The sequence below is a fragment of the Chitinophaga nivalis genome (assembly GCF_025989125.1).
Taxonomy (GTDB): Bacteria; Bacteroidota; Bacteroidia; order Chitinophagales; family Chitinophagaceae; genus Chitinophaga; species Chitinophaga nivalis.
Genome location: NZ_JAPDNR010000001.1, coordinates 6,671,042 through 6,691,677 on the forward strand (window position 1 = coordinate 6,671,042; position 20,636 = coordinate 6,691,677).

A 20,636-nucleotide genomic window follows, 5' to 3' on the forward strand; every position below is an offset into this window, starting at 1 on the left:
AACAGGATGATTGTCATATCCAAAGGCTCATTTCTTTCAGGAAATTACTACATTCAATGATGCGATACGCTGATCCCGCCTCACTGCGGATGCATATAAAGCGGAAAATAGCGTAACGATACCGGCAATACGAGATATTTAAAATATATACCATGAAAATATTACACACAGCAGATTGGCATATTGGTCAGCTGTTTTATGAATACGACCGTACCTATGAGCACCAGCAATTCCTGGATTGGCTGGTCACTACCTTACAGGAAGAGCAGGTAGACGTATTACTGGTCAGTGGCGATGTATTTGACTTGTCTAATCCGTCAGCAGCGGCTATCAGGATGTTTTACAGCTTCCTGAATAAAGCGGCGAAAGCCAATCCTGCCCTGCAGATTATCATTACCGCCGGCAACCATGATTCGGCCTCCAGGCTGGAATCACCTAAACCATTGCTGGAATCCTCCAATATACATATCGTTGGGATAGTAGAGAAAGATGCAGCGGGTAATATTGATTATGAAAAGTTAGTTATTCCGTTAAAAGATAAAGACCATCACATACAAGCCTGGTGCCTGGCGATTCCCTTCCTGCGGATAGGTGATTACCCTGTCATTGCAGATGCCGAAAACCCTTATGCGGAAGGCATTGAAGCCCTGTATACGGCTGCATACGACTATGCATGCCAGCGGAAAACAAACGAACAGGGCATTATTGCGATGGGACACCTGCATACCCAAAAAGCCATCACGTCGGATATGGATAAGGTGGAAAGACAAATCATGGGAGGCGTGGAGTCCATTGCTGCCAGCGCTTTTCCTGCCGGCATCAGCTATGTGGCACTGGGACATATACACAAGGCCCAGCGTATAGGTGGCCAGGAGCATATCCGGTATAGTGGTAGTCCGCTCCCCATGTCATTTTCAGAAATCAATTATAAACACCAGGTGATTGTTTTTGAACTGAATGGTACGACGATCAGTCAATCGACGGCTATTGAAATACCGGTAACCGTAGCCTTACAACAGGTTCCTGCGGTACACAGCCCTTTATCAGCCGTACTGGCCGCCCTGGCGCAATTACCCGCTGCGGATGAAAATTCCGGATTAGCACCTTACCTGGAAGTACGGGTATTGGAAGAGGGCCCCGAACCTGCCCGCCGGTTTAAGATAGAATCTGCACTGGCGGGAAAGCATGTTCGCCTGGCCAGGATTGATGTGCGGTACCATAGCAGCTCCACCAACGGCGATCAGACCTCCATTGTTGCGGCAGATGAATTGAGTAACCTGCAACCCTTGGATGTTTTTTCAAAAGTATATCAGTCGAGGTACAACACGGCGGTACCAGAAAAGTTATTGCAACTATTTCACCAGGTAACCCAGGAGGTGACACAAACTTTATAACAACATGAAGATACTCAGCATACGTATTAATAATCTGGCTTCCCTGGATAATGTGACAGAGATCGATTTCACCCGGGAGCCCCTTAGTTCCGCCGGTATATTTGCCATTACGGGGCCAACGGGTGCCGGCAAATCTACTATCCTGGACGCCCTTTGTCTCGCCTTATACGGCAAAACACCCCGGTATAACCAGGCCAGGGAAAGTGGTATTGAAGTACACGATGTACAAGGCAGCACGATCAGTCAGGGTGATACCCGGGGGATATTGCGCGATGGTACCGCAGAAGGTTATGCGGAAGTAGATTTTATAGGCGTAGACAATCAGCATTACCGGGCTACCTGGAGGGTAAAAAGGGCACACGGCAAAGTAGCAGGCAGTTTACAGCCATTCAATATGGCCCTGAAAAATATCAGTACCGATACCGATGTTCCCGGGAAGAAAACAGAACTGCTACTCGAAATAGAGCGACTGGTCGGACTGAGTTTTGAACAGTTCACCCGCGCAGCGTTACTGGCGCAGGGCGATTTTACGGCCTTCCTGAAAGCAGGCAAAGATGAAAAATCATCCCTGCTGGAAAAGCTGACAGGTACCGGCATCTATTCGGACATCTCCCGGCGGATCTTTGAAAAACACAGGGAAGCAGCACAAGTATTAAAAACACTGGAAGAAAAGCGAAAAGATATCCCTACGCTGACCACCGAAGAACTGGACGCTTTAACGGCGCAAAAAGCAGCACTGGATGAAAGTATTCCGCTGCAGGAAAAGCAGCTGGAGATACTGAATAACGAAATTGCCTGGCATGCAACCAGCACGGCACTGCAATCCAGCCTGGAAGCGGCGCAGCAAGTACATAGGGACGCCATTACGGCTAAAAATGAAGCCGCTCCCCGGGAACAGCAACTAAAACAAACTGACCAGGTACAACCGGCCAGAAAATGGGTAGATGCACAACATACTGCCCAACAACAATTACAAAGCAAAACAGATCTCCTGACAAAACTGGAGCAGACGCTACTCACCTTGCAAACGCAGGAAAAAGAGCTGACCAGTCAGGTAGAGACAGCCCAAAGTACACTGGAATCCGCTACCGGCGCGCTGGACGCCGCACAGCCCCAATTGGACGAAGCTAAGGCACTGGATGTACAAGTAAAGGAAAGAGCAGCACAGGTACAACAAGCCAAAGCAACAGTAGCCACCCTCACTACAGCCCACCAGGAGCAGGAAAAGAAACTACAGGCCAATCAGGAAACAGCTGGGAAAGTAAGTGAAAATATAGCGCAGTTAATCAAATGGAAAGAACAGCATGCCGCCCGGCAACCTGTTGCCGACAATCACCTCCTGATTACTTCCAAGCTATCAGATGCAGCTACCTTGCTGGGAAACTTACAGACAGTTGCGGCACAAATCAAAACCGTACAGGAAAAGATAGCTGCCAACAAACAAGAGCAGGCCAAACTGGCCCTGGAATCAGCATCGAAGCAGCAGGCTTTGGAGACGGCAAAGGAAACACACCAGGCCAATGCCAGCACACTGGCAGCGATTCCCATCGCGACTTTGGAACAAGACAAGTCAAAGACCGATACAGTGATAGAAGATATCATCCGGGCAGCAGCTCATTGGCAACTGCTCGAGCATGACTCAAAAGCATATCATGCGGCCATAGCTACCCTGAATAAGGATGCCACGCTCCTGGGTAGTCAGCAACAAGAGCTGATACAAACAATGGACCTGCTAAAGACGGCTAAAACCAAGCGGGACACCTCCGCCCGCATAGTGGAAAAAGCCCGGCTGGCAGCGGCAGAAAATGTAGAAAGCCTGCGGGCACAACTACAACCCGAAGAGCCTTGCCCCGTTTGTGGTAGCAAAGAACATCCGTACGTTACACACAATCCGCAACTGGACCGTGTGCTCGAAGAACTGGAAGCAATATATCTGGAGGATGAAACAACTTTCAACAAATACTTCACAGCACATACCACCCTGGATACCACCTGTAAACAACTGACAGCAAGCATCCGCAACCAGGAAACCGACCTGCAGAAAAAAGAAGCTGCCTTAAAAGGGTTACAGCAAACCTGGAAAACTTTTACTATCTATCAGGAAGCCACCAGCATACCGGAAGATCAAAAAAGTAGTTGGCTGCAGCAACAACTGGAGCAACAAAGAACATTACATCGACAGCTGCAGCAACAGGTACAGGATCATGCTACCTTAAAACAAAAAGTGGAGCTGCAAAAAGAGCAGGTGGAACAGGCAGACAAAGCACTTACCGATATTACCAATACCATCAAAGATGCCGCGAGAACACTCCTGTCTTTACAAGAGCAGGAAGCTGGCTACACACATGAACAGGAAGTTGCCAGCAATAATCTGACCGCTATCACGGCCGCCATATCCACTTACTTCACAGCCAGCAACTGGCAGGAGCAATGGCAGGCGGATCCCACCTCGTTTACACAACGTATCAGTGATTTTGCCGCACAGTGGAAGTCGCAGCATGATAAGCTGGATGAAAATACCCGGCAACAGGGTATATTATCCGCAACGGAGCAAGCAATACAGGCGCAACTGCAACTGAGTGCGACGGAAGTGGAAAAGAAAAAAAACGACCAGGCTGCATTGACTAAAGATCACGAGGGCCTTCTTTCGCGCAGAAAGAACATCTTCGGCGGAGCAACCGTATCAACTGTGGAAACATCCCTGAAACAAGCAATAGAGACAGCGAGGCAAACAGCAACAGCATATCAGGAAACGCAGCAAAAACTACAAACGGATATCACCCGCATCACTACACGGAAAGAAGAAGGAGATAAAGATATAGCTACCCACCAGGTGGAGATAAAAGAGTTTACTGAAAAAATAGAGCAATGGCTGCTACAGTACAATACACAGCATACGCCAACGCTGACGCATAGTGAATTATTACAACTGTTATCACATACACCGGAATGGATAGACGCGGAACGGACCTTCCTGCAGCAAATAGCGAATGCCGTTACCCAGGCACAATCCGTACGCTCCGAACGCGAAACGGGATTGAATAAACATATAGCACTACGTTTATCAGACCGCCAGCCGGAAGAACTGACCACCTTACTGACAGCAGCCAGGGAGCAGCTAAAAGCAGATGACAAGGAAAATCATCAGATCGTGTTTCGTTTACAGGAGGATAAAAACAATAAGGAGAAAATTGGTCATTTGCTGACTTCCATTGAAAAGCAAGGCCTGATTACAGAAAACTGGGCAGCGCTGAACGACATTCTGGGTTCTTCCGACGGTAAAAAGTTTCGGCAGGTGGCCCAGGAATATACCCTGGATGTATTACTGCGCTATGCGAATATGCACCTCGAAAATCTAAATAAACGATACGTACTGCAGCGTATTCCCGATACCCTGGGCTTACAGGTACTGGACCAGGATATGGGTAATGAAATACGCACCGTTTACTCCCTCTCCGGCGGAGAATCTTTTTTGGTATCGCTGGCATTGGCATTGGGCCTGGCTTCCCTCTCTTCCAGCCGTATGCAGGTAGAATCCTTATTTATTGATGAAGGCTTTGGTTCATTGGACGCGGCCACGCTGGCCATGGCGATGGATACGCTGGAACGGCTGCAGAACCAGGGACGCAAAGTGGGCGTTATTTCCCACGTGCAGGAAATGACAGAACGTATCCCCGTACAGGTGAAAGTCAGTAAACATGCCAGTGGAAAGAGTAAAGTGCAGGTAGTAGACTTTTGTATGGATTAAATGACCTAAACACAATGGAATAAATTACGTACACCATTATTGACTTTAGCCCTCAATAATGGTGTACTGCTTTAAAACAGGGATGTAGATCTTTATCTTTCTTCCTGTATCAACCCGTCAAAGGTAACCTTATAAACATCCGCATAAGCGGCCATATACTCCGACAACGTCTCATAGTTATCCAGCCAGTCCAGCTGTATCTCCAGATAGTCTTCATTCCCGTTCAGACGCAATAACAAGTAATGGAAATCGCTGGTATCTGTTTTCACTACACGGATCGCGTAACTCAGTACTTTATCCCAGGTAAAAAGCCGTTTTTTGTATTGAATGCCTGTATGATTGAGTTCCAGTATCACGGAACGGTTGATCGCTCTCCAGCCGCAAATCACAGCGATGATCAGGCCTAAGATTAAAAACACCCAGCTCCAGAACGAAAGGCCGTCCTCCTTTGTATCCGCGGCATACGCCCACACCGCTACCCCCAGTCCCGTTACTGCAACTACGGTGAAAGCCACGCGATGTCTTCTATATTGAATAACGGGTAATTCCATAGTGGTATTTACTACAAGATAATATCTTTTTGGCAGAAGAGAGATAGGCCGGCCATCGTCGGGGAAGGGGGTATCATCCATACTTTACCAGTGCGTTATATACTTGTTAATCCATTTCCCTTAACCGTATAGCAATATATCTTTCTACCCTAATGATTTATTTTGTCAATAATTGTTAAGACGAGCCATCACCAGATTAAAAACGTTCCAGTAAGCAGCACACTTTACGATTCAATACATCCTGACAATATCTGATACGCGCAACTACCATCTATTTTATTTCACCTAAAATCCGGTATACCTGATGATAGCGGAACTAATATTTCAATCATTGATCTACACCGTAAACCAGTGATTATGCAATTACACATGGCTGCATCCTTGTCGAATTTCGGTCGGTTCGTAATAAGCCTCTCCTGTCATCACTGACAAAATATATCTGTACTTAAAAAAAGCTAATGCATACTACTTATATGGACGCCTTTAAGAATTTAAATTATATAGAATTAGTCGTGGGAGCCCTGCTGGGTTGGGTATTAAATGAAATATGCACCCCCATAAAAAAGAAAGTCATACAACGCATCCGGGAAAAAAAGCTGAAGCGTTTATTAAATAATGATACGCTCATCAATGATCCCCATGTGCTGGTCCTCGACCGTGCCATTCCCTATTATGACCCGAAAGGAGGCATCAAACTACGTTGCACGCAACAAAATTTATTCATCTCCTTTCCTCAAAAATATAAAACCGCATTCCGCGCCTATGACTTTGTATACCGGGAGCAGGAAATATTCGATGGCCGTACAGATATAGCTACCTTGCTGGAAAAAATGGGTATATCCAACGCCCAAAAACGATTGGATGATGCGACAGCAACAACCGCCCTGGATTTTCTGCGTGATTTTAAAGCCGGCCAAAACCGGTTTAACAGCTTGATATCCGGTATCTATAAACTGCGAACCACCCGATTAAACACGGAGGAAAAATCAGGGCTTGATATGCAATTTTACACAACAGATTATTTTACATACCGGGTATTTTCCAATTTATATCAGTCACTACTCAACGATCATCAGGCGATGAAAATCGAAAAACCGGCAGATATCAATCTATACAATGTATTCTTCTCTTCTTTTGGCATATGCACTTTCATTATTATTAACCGGGGCAATGGCGATGAAGTTATACTAGGGAAACGGTCAGACGCCGTGATGGTGGAGCGGAATAAATGGCATTACAGCATGAATGAAGCATTTAATGCAAGAGATAAAGATGAATATGGCCATCCCTCGTTTCATGCCTGTGTATACCGTGGTCTGGAAGAAGAATTAGGTATTGGAGAACGATATCAGAAAAATATCAAAAAACTGGAATTCTTTGATTTAGTCCTGCTGACAAACAGATTGGAATCAGGCATTACTTCCTATGTAAGATTACAGCTGGATGAAAACCTGTCATTCGATGAATTAATGGGCCTATATCGGATTGCCCAGGATAGTGCATTGGAAACTGTTGCGCTGGAAGTGCTCCCCGTCAGGAAGATTGATCAATTCATCCAGCAGCATTCCACCGATATCAGTGATGGCTGCCGCCATGCATTGCGTGCCCTACATGCCCGCTATAAAGCAGGCTATCTGCGGGATGAAGAGTAAAGCACCCGATTAGATTTAAAGCGTTGTTGATGACACGGTATTCCATCCGCCGGCTCAAAACTATCGTGACAACAAAAAACATCAAGCACACATATAGCTATCATCAGCAGCAGCTTGTGATGATCCTTGCTTGGTTCACGCCCTGGTTAAGATCTCCATCATCCCGGTATGTTTCCCGGTTAATGGCTGTTTGTGCTTTGCGGGCAGGTTCATGCTGCAGCATTGCAGGTCTATATATAGCCGTTTCCGTTACTTGTACAATAATATCATTGGGCTGTTGAATAACAGATATACTAAAGCCGCCATATTATAGCGTAATGATCCCTTAAACCTGGGGAGTATTATGGACAATAGCGGGCATAAAAGCGGCAACACATCCATTAGACAACATTTACCGGCAGACATAGCTACCTCCCCACGGAAGTGCTATTTCCCTTGGTATAATACAACATAGATGACAAAGCATTCATGCATACCTGATTTTGGTTTAGTATTGGATTAGTCTGTTACGGACTAAAACAGCTATCATGAAACGAAAAATCCTCATTACAGAAAACAATGCCGACAGTAAGTTTTTACTCTTCTCTTTACTGAAAGGGCTATACGACATATCTTTTGAAAACGATGTGGGTTATTTATTAACAGGAAATTTTGAAAAACCGGACCTGTTTATTCTGAATAGTTATGTTTCCGAAAGTAGCATCTTAGCCGTGTGCAAACAACTAAAAGCAAATGCCCGGCTAAAAGATGTACCGATACTCATCATATCCGGATCCGCGGATATAGAACATATGATGAAAGCGTGTCCGGGAGACGATTTCATCAGAAAACCTTTTGGTAAATCAACCTTACTCGCTAAAATAGCAACCGTTATTCAGCGAAAAGCGACTTCCTTAAATCCAGGTATCAACTCCACAGGTACCTGAATAACCATTTTATATTTACCGCTTATTCGTCTCAACAGCCCCACCTGCTATAGAAACAACCTTTAACCGGGAATTCATCACTGAATTTATCATCAAAAAAACAGCACACAACAACCGTAGATATACCTGCGGCGGGTACTTACAACCTGTTCTATCAGTCGGGCTGTTATGACATAGCAGTGTTTACTAATAAACGGTAGTTGTTATACATACCTTCCTACATTCACTGCGTGCATATTGCATTATACGAGTGACTGCATTCCCGCTTCCTGACAGTTCAGCTGTCTTACTGCTTTACTTGTTCAATCCCAAAAAATTTAGTAATTTAAAGTATTGTTAACCCTAATTATTACCGATTTAATTCGCGTCCTATGCCTAGTCATTTCCCCACCCGGTCTAACCGGGCGCCTGCTCATCCTGTCACGGCGCAAAGAGCTGCCTTCTTTGAACCGAAAGATACCCGGCAGTTATCCGACAATACTTCCGAAAGTTTTTTCCAGCCCAAACCAGGTAAAACGATGCAAGCCAAATCATCGTCAGGAACAACTCCAACTGCTACTCCTGCCCCAGCCCGGCCTAACGGTACCGGCTTACCTGATCCGCTGAAATCCGGCATCGAAAATATGTCCGGATTAGCCATGGATGATGTACAGGTACATTACAATTCCGATAAGCCGGCACAACTACAGGCAAAGGCCTATGCACAAGGCAATGATATCCATATAGGTCCCGGCCAGGAGCAGCATTTACCGCATGAAGCCTGGCATGTTGTGCAACAGCAGCAAGGTCGTGTATCGCCGACCATTCAGGCGAAAGGCATTGCCATCAATGATCAGGAAGAGCTGGAAAAAGAGGCAGATACAAAAGGTGCAGCAGCAGCCGGCTACACCCGCCAGACAGACAACATCGCCGCCGCAGCGCCGCCTTCTCCTGTGATACAGCGGGTACCGTTAACCAAAGGAGAAGTCTTTGCCGACCAGGTAAAATGGGCCGTTATACAAGGAGCGGCTTCTTTGGTGGCAAAAGATGCGCAAGCTGATAAAAAATCGGGCAATGAAAAAGCAGAAAGCTTTGTGGAAGAACTGGAAGCGGCAAAGCTGATTGATCTGGAAACCATCAAAGTTGCCGTGAAAAAGAAAGGACAAGGCCCCTTATTTGACGATAAGAAAAATGCCCTGTTCAACCTCATTACCATAGACAAACTCATTGAGAAAGACTTATTAATGGATGCCGTTAATACTGTGGCTATTGTAAATGCCAAATGGGTTATCTACAAAACCGAAATAAAGGACAATAATAAAGTGCGTTCGCCCTATCATAAACAAAAAGGGTATGACTTCACAACAAAAATCGAATGGGAAGATGCGAATGACGATGAACAGGGAACCGGTGTCACAGCCAGTGTGCTGGCGCCGGATCACCCACTGGGTAGTGTTCCGGATGACACCCTGAAAACAAAGATTGCCAAACTGAGTAAAAAAGCCGGTGGCTATCCTTATATAGCCGGGCATTTACTAAACAATAATTTAGGGGGCCCTGGCAATGATGCCAGAAACCTGGCGGCGATACCGAAAGACGTAAACAGCAAATTATCTACCGCCATTGAACAGGAAGCCGTTGAAAGAGTCAATAAAAAAATGGAAGTCGTTTTTTACAAAGTTACCGTAGAGTATGACGAGGACGCAGATGCAAAAAATATTACTTATGCATCTGTCTTTCGCATTAAGCTAGGTACGTATAAAAAAGATACACCGGAAAAAAATATAGGCGAAGGAAAAAACGAACACCTGGAAAGGATCAAGGAATATAGCATCTATATCAATTCTCCCACCGATTACGATGAAGAGGAGGAAGGATATGACAGCGAGACCGACCGCGCCGTAAAAAATAAAACCAATACACCTTTACTACTTCCCTTTGATCCAATCAACAACATCGTTCTCAAGGACACGACACAAATGAAAATTGAATTTCTTGCTTTTGCCGTCAATGCTTTACAGATAAAAAAACTGAACACAAAAATTACCGGACTGGAAGCAGATAAGAAATCGCTGCTAAAACTGGAGGTAGAAGTAGCCCTGCTACAAAAGCAGATTAGCCTGGTCAATCAGGAATTACTGGCGGCGAAAGAACAAAATGTACATCTGCAGGATGAAATAAAAACACTGGCTGCACTACCAGCACAACTGGACAACTACGTGATGAAAAGCAGGGAACTGGTGGCAGTAATGGGGGCACAGGATGGCGCACTGGACGCCAGACAACGCAAGGAGAAAAAACCCGATTTAAAAGCTAAAGTCAAAATACGCCCCTCCATCCTCAGTGACCAGAAGTATAATGAAGCATACGAAAAAGCTTATAATGCAGAATCCAGCAGGGCTGCTCAGGATAATGTCCCGGATGAACGGGATCTGGAGATTGAACGGTTGCATAACATTATTGCGGAGAAAGACCAGATCATATTCAAGCTGAAAAGTATGATGCAGGTAAAGGAAATCAAAAAAGCTCCTGACCCCGGCCCGGATACCGACGAGAGTTCGTCTGATGAGGAAAAAGAAAAAAAGGTAAAAGATATTAAAGTGTCGGCCAAAGCACCTGTGCAACGGAATTTATCAGCGCCTGAGTTCCTGAAACAAGTCAAAGGAATCATCCAGACCAAACATGGTATCCAGCCTGATAAATCATGGACAGATCAATCCTCCGCCACCCGTTTAAATCTAACCAAGTATCAGTTTCTGGTACTCAAAATGTTTGCAGATCCTGCTTTCAAAGAATCTAACGAATTTACTTCCTATTTCACCAAGTCCAGGCAATACCAGCAATATCAGGTGCATAGTGTGAACAACGAAGTGTACAGAGGAATGATTGAAAAATATCTGCCGCAGTAATATATTACTCCCATAACAGCAACGTTCACAACACCGGTATATGCCGCTGTCATGAACGTTGCCGTATCATTACCCTGTAACGGTGCTATTATCTGTTTAATACTATTTTCCCGGAATAGCGCTTATTATCTTTAGTCCGGACCGTTATCACATAAGTACCCGCTGGTATCTCTTCCGGTAACTGCACCTGATTGGTGTTCAGTTTATTCCGGTATACTTCTTTCCCTTGTAAATTGGTGACCACTACCCTACTATCGCCCATTTCTATTTTGGTACTTATCTGAATAAGCCCTGTAGTAGGGTTTGGATAAAAGTCGAGCTGCTGACTGGTGGCAACAGAACCGTTTGCTGCTGAACGGGACTTTGTACCGGTAGCACTTACCCGCACAATCGCCTTTGTTCGTTGCAGGCTCACACATCCCCGACGCGCGAAAAAGGTAACATAGTAGGTAGTACTTCGCGCCGGACTGACTTTAAAGGTATTACCAATACTCAGCAGGTACCCACCTACCGGTTTATTATACCAGAAGGCATAATTTACACCCGATGGTATTACAGCCAGTGTAGCGGTATCTCCGGGCTTAATCACCACAGTATCTTTCACCAGTTTCGCTTTTATCGGTCGCGGTAATACCGTAATAGCGCCCGATGCCCGGGTACTCGTACAACCATTCACGGTAGCAGTGGCATAATAGGTAATATCTACCGGTAGTGTAGAACCATTTAGCTGTACCTTATAGGGATTGCCGGTAAATAATGCGGTGCCGCCTGCAGCATCTTTATACCATTTAAAAACAGCACCTGCCAGGTTGCTGCTACCCGTGAATATGGCGGTATCCCTGCCGCATATGGTAGCACTGCCCGGTGTTACCGTAGCTACCGGACGCGGCTTCACAGTAATCAATAAGGAAGAACGGCTACTGATACAGCCATTGTTTTCTGCCTGGGCATAATAAGTAGCTGTAGCAGCAGGTATTAATTTATAGGGGGTACCAATAAACAACAAAGTGCCGCCGGTAGCAGCATTATACCATTTGATGTTCGGGCCGGCCGCACTTAAAGAAACAGTATCTCCGGTACATATACTGGTACTGCTGGCAGTGATAGCCGGTGCAGCAGGTTTGGTATTCACACTAACGGTAACGGCCGTACGCGTACTGGTACATCCGGCTCTTGCAGCTGCCGCATAATAGGTAGTGGATACTACAGGTTTAACCGTAAAGGTGTTACCGGTATACAACGCGGTACCACCGGTAGCAGCCGCATACCAGTTGATGGTATTGCCTGCAGTAGTGGCCGCAGTCAGCGTAACACTGTCACCGCTGCAAATGGTAGCTGTTGCAGGCGTCACCACAGGCGCCGCCGGTATGGCCGACTGGTGATACGCATAATATAACCGGAAGCTCGCCAATAATCCTACCAGGTTACTGCTCAGACTTATCTTTACCCGGTCAAATGGTGCATCCGGTTTCAGTAATACTTCTGCCCGGGTGTTATTGTTCAGTAACCGCAATATATCCGCAGATACGACTTTTAAATCATTATTAGGGGTATTACCATTGTAGGTCTGTACACTCACCCCACCGAACAGGTTTAGCGACAACACGGTATTACTGCTGCCAATACCTATTATCAGTGAATCACAGCCGCCGCTGGCGCCAGCCGGGAAAATAAGGGTTTGGTCCACACTCACCCCCAGTAACCCCACATTAATTACAAAGGCGGAGTAGTCATCCAGGCTACTATTATCTACCGGGTTATTAGGATTCATCACGCTACATAAGACACAAATACCATTGACCTGATTCGTTTGACTGTTTGCATATATTTTTTGCCCGTTTACGGGCGACAAACAAAACAGCAGTCCCGGCAACACCAACAACCATAGTAGTATTGCACGCTTGAGGGCACACAAATATTTTTTCATAAAGAATAGTTTTACAATCAGCTGATCAATTGGGGTAGATCACAGCAGTGCAACGCCTGCGGTTGCACGGAAGAGTTAGGGAATAAAACAGTACAATGCCCAAAGATGATGGTCTTATTTTCTTTTGTTACTTAAAAACCAATTTTTACAAAGCAGGGAGGTGCTTTGGCCGTTACTTATATAAAATCCTGCATCAAAAAGGAACCTGTCCGCTTATCACAGCAGATCATAAGCGAAACATAATGGTATTACCACGGTCATATGTTGTCAGTTGCAGCAGCTACAACTGATCAATGATCATACTACCGAACCTCGGCGGTTACCTCTCAGCACACGACCTGTTATCGTTACCCGGGAAATACAGGTGTGCAGCCTGTTTATAATCCAACACATATCGGCTGCGTTTCATACCGGATCCCCGGTGGTCCCTGGGTGGGGGTGGTTACCACAGGAGAAGGAGTTGATGGAGCCGTTGGTGACGGAGTAGTAAGGGCCACTTCTTCCGACATCGGGCTTTCACTACAGATGCAGCTCGCTATCTGTCCGGGACACTGCTCACCAGGATTATCGCAGGACGTTCTGACGCATAGCAACTGGCTCGCATTTACACCATCTCCCGTAATCTTACGCAAAGCCTGGCGGTTGAACCGCTTAAAATCATTTGTCGGTTTTTCTTCCATATGCTTTTTTTAAAAAATGATATCAATTTTCTGCTATATCCTATACCGGCGCAAACAGATCAAACGGATAATCCATGCAAAGTATTCCTGACGCCCATCTATATTTCTTCCCCTATCATATCAGGGGTCATCATTCCTCAGGGGTGGTGATCCGAAAAAGACAAACGTTCCTGATAGCTATAATCCAACACATACCTGTTGCGTTGCACCCCGGGTCACTATCACTCCTGGAGTAGGTGTAGGTACCGCAGGAGAAACAGCAGGCGGCGGCGGCGGCGACGGGGTAGCACCTTCCAGTATCCGGCTTTCTCTGCAGATGCAGCTCACCACCTGTCCCGGGCACTGCTCCCCGGGATTATCACAGGACGTTCTGACGCATAACAACTGGCTGGCATTTATACCATCTCCGGTAATCTTACGCAAAGCCTGGCGGTTGAACCGCTTAAAATCATTCGTGGGATTTTCTTCCATGATGTTTATTTTTTCGATTGTACGATCAACTCACTATTGCTTGCGCTGCTAGCCGGTACCTGTCATTCATTCAAATTCTTTCCTGATAGCAATCTCTATTTATACTTCCATTATACATCGTGGATACCGATTATTGAGAATGCGGCAACTGCTCTGCCATATCCAGCAACAATTTCATATCACTGATACTATAGGTATTGGGTAAGGCATATCCATTGTAAAAAAAAGCCGGGGTACCATTTATACCGGTATTATTGACCCAGGCATACATCCGATCTACCTGCCATTGCTGTTGTAGCAACGATTCCTTCACCGGATAACCGGCAGCAAAGGCCGCGTAGTTTTTTTGCGGATGGCTATACCAGTCATGTAAAGCCTGTTTTACCAACGCTTCATTCCCGGAGGCTGCAATCGCCATGAAATGCATCACTGGATCCCGGCGAGGGTCTGTTTCATCGGTACCGGCGGTAAAAATAATCTGTACCTGTATGTTGTCATAAGTATCCAGCAACGCCTCCAGCACCGTATGGGCTGCTGAACAAGGATTACAGTAGGGATTACATACTTTAATAATTTTATGTACGGCTGCAGCCGGGCCGATGGTAATGCCCAATCCGGTGGCATCCTGCACCGGCGCAACATTATTCCGGTACAAGGCTGCTGCAAAAATATCACCATCCAGTTTAAACCGGTTCAGCATAAACCGGGTATGTATATATTTTTTCGGCAGCAAAAACAAAGGTTTCAGCAACAACCAGCCCGTCACAGGAAATAGGCCTATCATTATCCATATCCAGGTCACAGCATGCAGCAATCCGGTTTCATGATACAAACCACCTACGATAGCCGTACCTCCTTCCAGCAAAAAAATCGCCTGCACCATCAAACACAAACGGCACCATTGTTTTATCACCCGCCATTGATAATACACAGAAAATAAAATATAGGGCCATACGCCTATATTCACCCAAGCCAGTAATCCCGTTACAGCAGGGTTTAACAAACTCCCTGTGCACATCAGCCAGCCACCGGCAAAATACGCGAACCCCATTTCACTCCAGCTCAATCCGCCCCAAATCCTGGCCGCTTTGGTACGTAACACCGCCGCACAATTTACGTATCTGGTTACTTTGCAGACCTTCTGCAGTAATGGGTTAGCAGTATCTACCTCATGTACCAGCAATAACAGCGATACAATTAATCCCATTAGTTTTAAGGTGGCTAAAAAGAATGCGGCCAGTCTGCCTTCACCATCTGCCTGTAAAGCGTATAAACCGGTAACGAACCAGCAACCGATCAATAATAAACACAAACCTGCCGTAGCTATCGTTTTTGTTTTCTCTGCCAGCCGGGCGACCGCATAGTCCGGCTCACCGGATAAATGACTGGTGGTGGCCTGCATGATGGCGCCGGTCCAATTATGCATAAATACTTTTCTGGGAATAGTATGCAAGGTGTTGCCTTTCACTTTCATACAGGTGACGGTATCAGCACTCACCCTGGTAACCACCGTAAAGTATTCCCCACCCTGCTTTCGTATCTGCGCCAGAAAAGGCAACGCTATTAGGTCCAGTTTATCTGGCGGCACCTGCATACTTTCGTTTTTCACATTCAGTACCAGCAACAGGTCACGGATACTAAGCAGAGAAGGGTAATCCGGATGACTGATCAGTTGCTGTTTAACAGTAGTAACCGTTACCCGCACCTTTAATGACTGCAGCAACAGGCAGGCGGCATTTACACAGTTCTGACCCGTAAAACTCAATATTCTCCTATGAAAACTCATGGAAACAGCTTTTAGCGGATAGTAAACAATCATCTATGCAATAAATCTACAGGGCTAAATCAGACAACAAGTCATTCCTGATGCGACGGGCAAAGTAAATCCGGAAAAGATGGCTTAAAGATAGCTGCCTTAGCTGCAATGTTATAGCCTTCACAACATTTAACTTACGATCCGCGATATTATCCGCCGCTTACATTTGAAGTATTGATCGTTGTTATTATCCTGACTGCTGTCTTTTCATGGAATAGTTGTCAAACTACTTTATTCATTCCTAAATCCCCTTCTATATGACAGATGTAAATACGCAGCCCATTTTCATCATTTGCCATGCGAGATCCGGATCTACCCTGCTACGATACATTTTAGACACACATGAATGGGTGAGTTGTCAGCCGGAAACAGAGATCGGCAGACTGATAAAAGAATTATATGAAGTACATACCCGGCTGGCACGCGGCCTTACCTCACTGCAACACATACCTGCCGTTGTCGCCAAAAGCATACGGGAATTACGGGAGTCTTATCTGCGCCCTCCCAAAATCATCTGGTGCGATAAATCCATCAGTAACCTTACTTTCCTGGACCTGCTGCAAAAAAGCTTTCCTGATGCCCGATACATTTATCTCTACCGGGATTGTCTGGATTTTATACATTCCGCATTCGAGATTTTCAACAGTAACAATGCAGGTTCGCTATTTAAAAAAGAAATTCATTCCTCCGGAGAAGCAGGAAGCATAAATGCATTGGCCGATTTATGGTGCAGGAATGTGGAAAGAATGATGAAATTCGAAAGCGATCCTGCTTTTCATGCGATCAGGGTTACCCATGAATCCATTGTACGACAGCCAGCAGCCACCATTCAACGACTGTTTGATTTTTTACAGCTACCGGTAAGAAATGATTTTATAGAAAATATTTTCAAAATCAATCATCAGCGCGGCCACGGAGACCCTAAAATCATCTGGACAAACAACATTGAGTTAAATACAGTAGGTAAAGGCTACAGAATTCCGATACACCGGCTGCATACCGACAAAATAGCCGCCATCAATCAATTACAGGCGGCATTGGGATTCAGACCAATTGACCTTACTGTTAATACAGCGGTGCCGGCGCATCACCGGATTGGCAGTAACCATCCGGCCATCAGGCAATATACTGCCGGACTGCTGGCAAACATCGTACAGGAATTCCGGGAAATACTGGCGGAACAATCTGATCAATATCCCGATGCGCCGCCCTGCATCCTCCATATCAGAGATGCGAACGAGGCGAGATATGAACTCAGCTTCCATCCGCCCTATGTTACCAACAGTACGCCTGCTTCTCACATCCGGGATATTATCAGCATCGACTTCCATGCGCTGCTGGCGTTGCTGGATAACAGAACCGACTTCACCTCCCTGCAGATGAAATGGGAAGTCTTCACAGAAGGATCCGCGAAAGTGCTGGGACCTTATCTTACTCTTTTTCTTTGATCAGCTATTCAATTGATGTCTATGAAAAATGAAATCGTCCTATGGCTGGTAGGCATACCTTCTTCCGGTAAAACAACGATCGCCCACTATTTAAAAGCGCAGTTCTCTCTCCTTCATTATTACTGTGTTATTTTAGATGGTGATGATATCCGATGCAGTGTAAACAGGGATCTTGGATTTTCACCCGAAGACAGAAGCGAGAATATCCGCCGGGCCGCAGCCATCGCCAAAATCATTTCGTCCGCAGGGGTATTAACCATCTGTTCATTTATTTCGCCACTCCGGGAAATGCGGCAAATAGCCAGGAGTATTATCGGAGATAAATTATTTATTGAAATACATGTTAATTGCGCACTTGCGGTTTGTATCAACAGAGATGTAAAAGGACTTTATCAAAAAGCAATAGCAGGAGAAATCGATAACCTCACCGGTTACAATGCCGATTTTGAAACCCCCTTATATCCTTTTTTAGTAGTTAATACCGATGCAGAAACCGTGGAGGAAAGCGGTAATAAAATACTCCAGGCGTTAAGCCACATCATTCAAAACAGGCCTGTATCTCCCAAAGATTTTTAATCAGGGTTTAATCCATATGTTACAGGCGTATTTAGTACCGCTGACAACCGGTAGCCCGGCATGCACGGAACCAGGGATGGATTGCAGCTGCTCATCTATATTAGTAAACATCAAAGCGGTGGATTTCACCGGTTGCACGGTAAAATCAATCTCCGGAAAATAAGTTTCCCCACCCGTAAAATCATCATTCAGATAAACCAGCAAAGTATGTTTACGGGGAGAAGCAGGACCATTATCATAATGTGGTTTGAATTCCTGATATGGTTGATAACGTACACACTGTAACCCTTCCAGCCTGTTGCTATCAATCTGCAAGCAGGTCGTTATTTTATCATACAGTTTTTTTAAAACAGGATCATCTTCAGCGCCAAGGTAAGCATTGTAACTGCTGCGCAGATAGGATTTAATTATGGATGTTCCTTCCTGCAATACCTTGCTTTTATCAAACAACTGCTGCTGCTCACAATACCAGATCACATACTCACATTCTTCATCCGTAAAAAAATGGGGTATCGTTCGAATCGTAGCACGATATGCTACCGCTTTGGCCTGTTCTGCTGCGCTGATGGCCACATAATCCGGTTCTCCGCCCTCGTCGTTGTCATCCAATATAATTAAATAGCCCGACCAGTTACGATAAAACTCCTCCATGCTGCAGTAATAGGTAATACCATGTTTTAAATAGGAGATACTCCTCTCTTCCTTACCGGTGATCAGTGTTCTACCGGACAGCTCATTTGTTTCCGCTTCCGGCAAGACATGATGTAAGGAAATAAAAGGTGGGCATAGTTCGTGAAATATCGCTTCGCCCTCCACCACATGCAATGATATGTGCCACTGTTGCAATATCTCTTCGATATCTTTAATCATCAATTCAGGATAGGCAGGACAAGCCACTATTGCCGCCCGGATACTGGTTTTCGTCACCCGGACGCCCAACGCCTGGATATATGCAATCAGTATATTCGCATTATTGTCAAGCACAACGTTTACATCCTTATGCATAGGATTGATCATTTAACAGGTACTTTCCTTACAAGTAAAAATATCCTGTAAAATTAAGGCCATTCCCTGCAACGGGTTGCGGTTGGTGTAATGTGCAAAAAATACTATTTTGTTCTTACGTACCTTTAATAACATTCCCTTGCGTTACACTTCCCTCATCCGGCTCACAGGCCTTTGCCTGCTAAGTTTCCTGCAACAGGGCCTTCACCCGCTCCTGGCACAATCATGCCCCTTCCATCCCGATCATGACTACCCTGTCGCCGCGCTGCAGACAGATCTGCTATTCCTGCAAAACAAACTCACCAAAGTACACCCGGCTTTGTACCGGTATACCTCCCGACATGCGCTAGATCATTTCTTCGACAGCCTTTCCCACAGCCTGACACATCCCATGACAGCGCAGGCTTATCTGAGCCGCCTAAGTCTCCTGCACGCGAAAATCAAAGATGGTCATACCATGCTGTTACCTGGTACCGCAGCAACTACCTGGAACCAACAATACGGAAAGTACTTTCCTTTTGCCGTCCGTTATCTTGCCGGGAAATTGTACATCACGGAAAACTACAGCCGCAACAGCACTATCACCCCTGGCACGGAAATACTAAGTATTGACAACATCCCTGTCGCTACGATCATGCAGACATTATTCGCCCGGCAAATCAGAGACGGGTATAACGAAACTTATCCTGCCTGGATACTGCATCATTATTTCGCCGCCTACTATCGGTTTACTTTCGGGCAAACCCCTCTCTTTCAAATAACGCTTAAAAGTTCTGCCGGTGTGGAGGCGACCCAACAAATAGCCGCACTGACCAAAGACAGTATCGCTGCTTTCCGGCAACTACGCTACGACACCACTACCCCGCCTGGTATTGATTTACGTATCCTACCGGAGCAGCAGGCAGCTATCCTGGGCATTAAAAGCTTCGATCCTGCGCTATTGCACTCCACGTATGGGCAGCCCTACTACCGGACCATAGACAGTCTCTTTCTGCGGTTAAAACAGCAGCAAACGACACACCTCATCCTGGATCTACGCGACAACCAGGGCGGCGATTTTGCGCCGGCCCGTTACCTCCTTTCTTATTTATTGCTGCATCCGGCCCGCTTTTTATGGGGAGGAAAAGAAACACGGATGATAACACCGCGGGGCCATCATTTTACCGGAAAGCTGTTCGTTTTAATAAACGGCGGGAGTTTTTCCGCCACTGCCATCACAGTGGCGACATTAGAACGGGAACAACGGGGTATTTTTATCGGAACAGAAACAGGTGGCGGCAAATATGTGATCAGCGGAGATCCCATCATGGCAACATTACCACATACCGGTATCCATGTTTTGATCTCCACCAAAAATTTCCGCATCACACCAGGCGCCAATAATGGCCAGGGCGTATTGCCTACTTATCCGGTGGAACTAACTACTGCAGATATCCTGACAAACAACGACCCCATACTGCAAAAGGCCCTTCAACTCATTACCAGGCCATAAGAGTTACTTTGCCTGCGCGGCAAAACCATTCCGCCTATCGTCAGCGGCTTAAAATGGGCGGT

General features: G+C 45.8%; 14 protein-coding genes. 8 read left to right on the forward strand and 6 right to left on the reverse strand.

All coding sequences use genetic code 11. The features are described from left to right. Positions 1–152 precede the first annotated feature (152 nt). A complete protein-coding gene (locus OL444_RS24545; protein WP_264729191.1) occupies positions 153–1,394 on the forward strand; it encodes an exonuclease SbcCD subunit D in 1,242 nt (413 codons plus the stop codon). A 4-nt stretch (positions 1,395–1,398) separates the two neighbouring features. Further along, positions 1,399–5,142 carry an AAA family ATPase gene (locus tag OL444_RS24550; protein WP_264729190.1) on the forward strand — a complete coding sequence of 1,248 codons (3,744 nt, stop codon included), beginning with the start codon at positions 1,399–1,401 and terminating at the stop codon, positions 5,140–5,142. Between the two features lie 92 nt (positions 5,143–5,234). Here the strand turns inward: OL444_RS24550 and OL444_RS24555 are convergent, their stop codons facing one another. Then, positions 5,235–5,774 carry a hypothetical protein gene (locus OL444_RS24555; RefSeq protein WP_264729189.1) on the reverse strand — a complete coding sequence of 180 codons (540 nt, stop codon included), beginning with the start codon at positions 5,772–5,774 and terminating at the stop codon, positions 5,235–5,237. Between the two features lie 377 nt (positions 5,775–6,151). Here OL444_RS24555 and OL444_RS24560 point away from each other — a divergent pair, with 377 nt between their 5' ends. From OL444_RS24560 to OL444_RS24570, 3 genes are all read left to right on the forward strand, one after another. Continuing rightward, the gene (locus tag OL444_RS24560) at positions 6,152–7,345 is read left to right on the forward strand and encodes a hypothetical protein (RefSeq protein ID WP_264729188.1); all 1,194 of its coding nucleotides are present in this window, start codon (positions 6,152–6,154) and stop codon (positions 7,343–7,345) included. Positions 7,346–7,872: 527 nt separating this feature from the next. Continuing rightward, positions 7,873–8,271 (forward strand): response regulator, encoded by a 399-nt coding sequence (locus OL444_RS24565; RefSeq protein ID WP_264729187.1) that lies wholly within the window; start codon positions 7,873–7,875, stop codon positions 8,269–8,271. A gap of 371 nt (positions 8,272–8,642) precedes the next feature. Next, positions 8,643–11,159, forward strand: a complete 2,517-nt coding sequence (locus tag OL444_RS24570) for an eCIS core domain-containing protein (protein ID WP_264729186.1) — start codon at positions 8,643–8,645, stop codon at positions 11,157–11,159. 88 nt (positions 11,160–11,247) lie between these two features. On the opposite strand, the gene OL444_RS24575 is transcribed toward OL444_RS24570, so the two are convergent. The 4 genes from OL444_RS24575 to OL444_RS24590 form a co-directional block, all read right to left on the reverse strand. Continuing rightward, on the reverse strand, positions 11,248–13,086 hold the full coding sequence (locus tag OL444_RS24575; protein WP_264729185.1) for an Ig-like domain-containing protein: 1,839 nt from the start codon (positions 13,084–13,086) through the stop codon (positions 11,248–11,250). A gap of 377 nt (positions 13,087–13,463) precedes the next feature. Further along, positions 13,464–13,766, reverse strand: coding sequence for a hypothetical protein (locus tag OL444_RS24580; RefSeq protein WP_264729184.1), 303 nt, complete (start codon positions 13,764–13,766; stop codon positions 13,464–13,466). A gap of 177 nt (positions 13,767–13,943) precedes the next feature. Beyond that, positions 13,944–14,237, reverse strand: coding sequence for a hypothetical protein (locus OL444_RS24585; RefSeq protein WP_264729183.1), 294 nt, complete (start codon positions 14,235–14,237; stop codon positions 13,944–13,946). Between the two features lie 130 nt (positions 14,238–14,367). Then, positions 14,368–16,023 carry a vitamin K epoxide reductase family protein gene (locus tag OL444_RS24590; protein ID WP_264729182.1) on the reverse strand — a complete coding sequence of 552 codons (1,656 nt, stop codon included), beginning with the start codon at positions 16,021–16,023 and terminating at the stop codon, positions 14,368–14,370. Positions 16,024–16,310: 287 nt separating this feature from the next. Between OL444_RS24590 and OL444_RS24595 the strand changes: the two genes are divergently transcribed. Together OL444_RS24595 and cysC are read left to right on the forward strand one after the other, a co-directional pair. Beyond that, complete coding sequence (locus OL444_RS24595) at positions 16,311–17,501, forward strand: sulfotransferase family protein (protein ID WP_264729181.1); 1,191 nt, start codon at positions 16,311–16,313, stop codon at positions 17,499–17,501. A 21-nt stretch (positions 17,502–17,522) separates the two neighbouring features. Beyond that, on the forward strand, positions 17,523–18,077 hold the full coding sequence (gene cysC, locus OL444_RS24600) for an adenylyl-sulfate kinase (RefSeq protein WP_264729180.1): 555 nt from the start codon (positions 17,523–17,525) through the stop codon (positions 18,075–18,077). Here the strand turns inward: cysC and OL444_RS24605 are convergent, their stop codons facing one another. Beyond that, positions 18,078–19,082: a prolyl hydroxylase family protein gene (locus OL444_RS24605; RefSeq protein ID WP_264729179.1), complete on the reverse strand. Its 1,005-nt coding sequence runs from the start codon at positions 19,080–19,082 to the stop codon at positions 18,078–18,080. A 109-nt stretch (positions 19,083–19,191) separates the two neighbouring features. On the opposite strand from OL444_RS24605, the gene OL444_RS24610 reads away from it, so the two are divergent. Continuing rightward, a complete protein-coding gene (locus OL444_RS24610; RefSeq protein ID WP_264729178.1) occupies positions 19,192–20,574 on the forward strand; it encodes a S41 family peptidase in 1,383 nt (460 codons plus the stop codon). Positions 20,575–20,636: the final 62 nt, after the last annotated feature.

Excerpts from the sequence above, each read along its gene's own strand:
- OL444_RS24545 (WP_264729191.1), top strand. The coding sequence starts at position 153 with ATGAAAATATTACACACAGCAGATTGGCATATTGGTCAGCTGTTTTAT.
- OL444_RS24550 (WP_264729190.1), top strand. The coding sequence starts at position 1,399 with ATGAAGATACTCAGCATACGTATTAATAATCTGGCTTCCCTGGATAAT.
- OL444_RS24555 (WP_264729189.1), bottom strand. The coding sequence starts at position 5,774 with ATGGATGATACCCCCTTCCCCGACGATGGCCGGCCTATCTCTCTTCTG.
- OL444_RS24560 (WP_264729188.1), top strand. The coding sequence starts at position 6,152 with ATGCATACTACTTATATGGACGCCTTTAAGAATTTAAATTATATAGAA.
- OL444_RS24565 (WP_264729187.1), top strand. The coding sequence starts at position 7,873 with ATGAAACGAAAAATCCTCATTACAGAAAACAATGCCGACAGTAAGTTT.
- OL444_RS24570 (WP_264729186.1), top strand. The coding sequence starts at position 8,643 with ATGCCTAGTCATTTCCCCACCCGGTCTAACCGGGCGCCTGCTCATCCT.
- OL444_RS24575 (WP_264729185.1), bottom strand. The coding sequence starts at position 13,086 with ATGAAAAAATATTTGTGTGCCCTCAAGCGTGCAATACTACTATGGTTG.
- OL444_RS24580 (WP_264729184.1), bottom strand. The coding sequence starts at position 13,766 with ATGGAAGAAAAACCGACAAATGATTTTAAGCGGTTCAACCGCCAGGCT.
- OL444_RS24585 (WP_264729183.1), bottom strand. The coding sequence starts at position 14,237 with ATGGAAGAAAATCCCACGAATGATTTTAAGCGGTTCAACCGCCAGGCT.
- OL444_RS24590 (WP_264729182.1), bottom strand. The coding sequence starts at position 16,023 with ATGAGTTTTCATAGGAGAATATTGAGTTTTACGGGTCAGAACTGTGTA.
- OL444_RS24595 (WP_264729181.1), top strand. The coding sequence starts at position 16,311 with ATGACAGATGTAAATACGCAGCCCATTTTCATCATTTGCCATGCGAGA.
- cysC (WP_264729180.1), top strand. The coding sequence starts at position 17,523 with ATGAAAAATGAAATCGTCCTATGGCTGGTAGGCATACCTTCTTCCGGT.
- OL444_RS24605 (WP_264729179.1), bottom strand. The coding sequence starts at position 19,082 with ATGCATAAGGATGTAAACGTTGTGCTTGACAATAATGCGAATATACTG.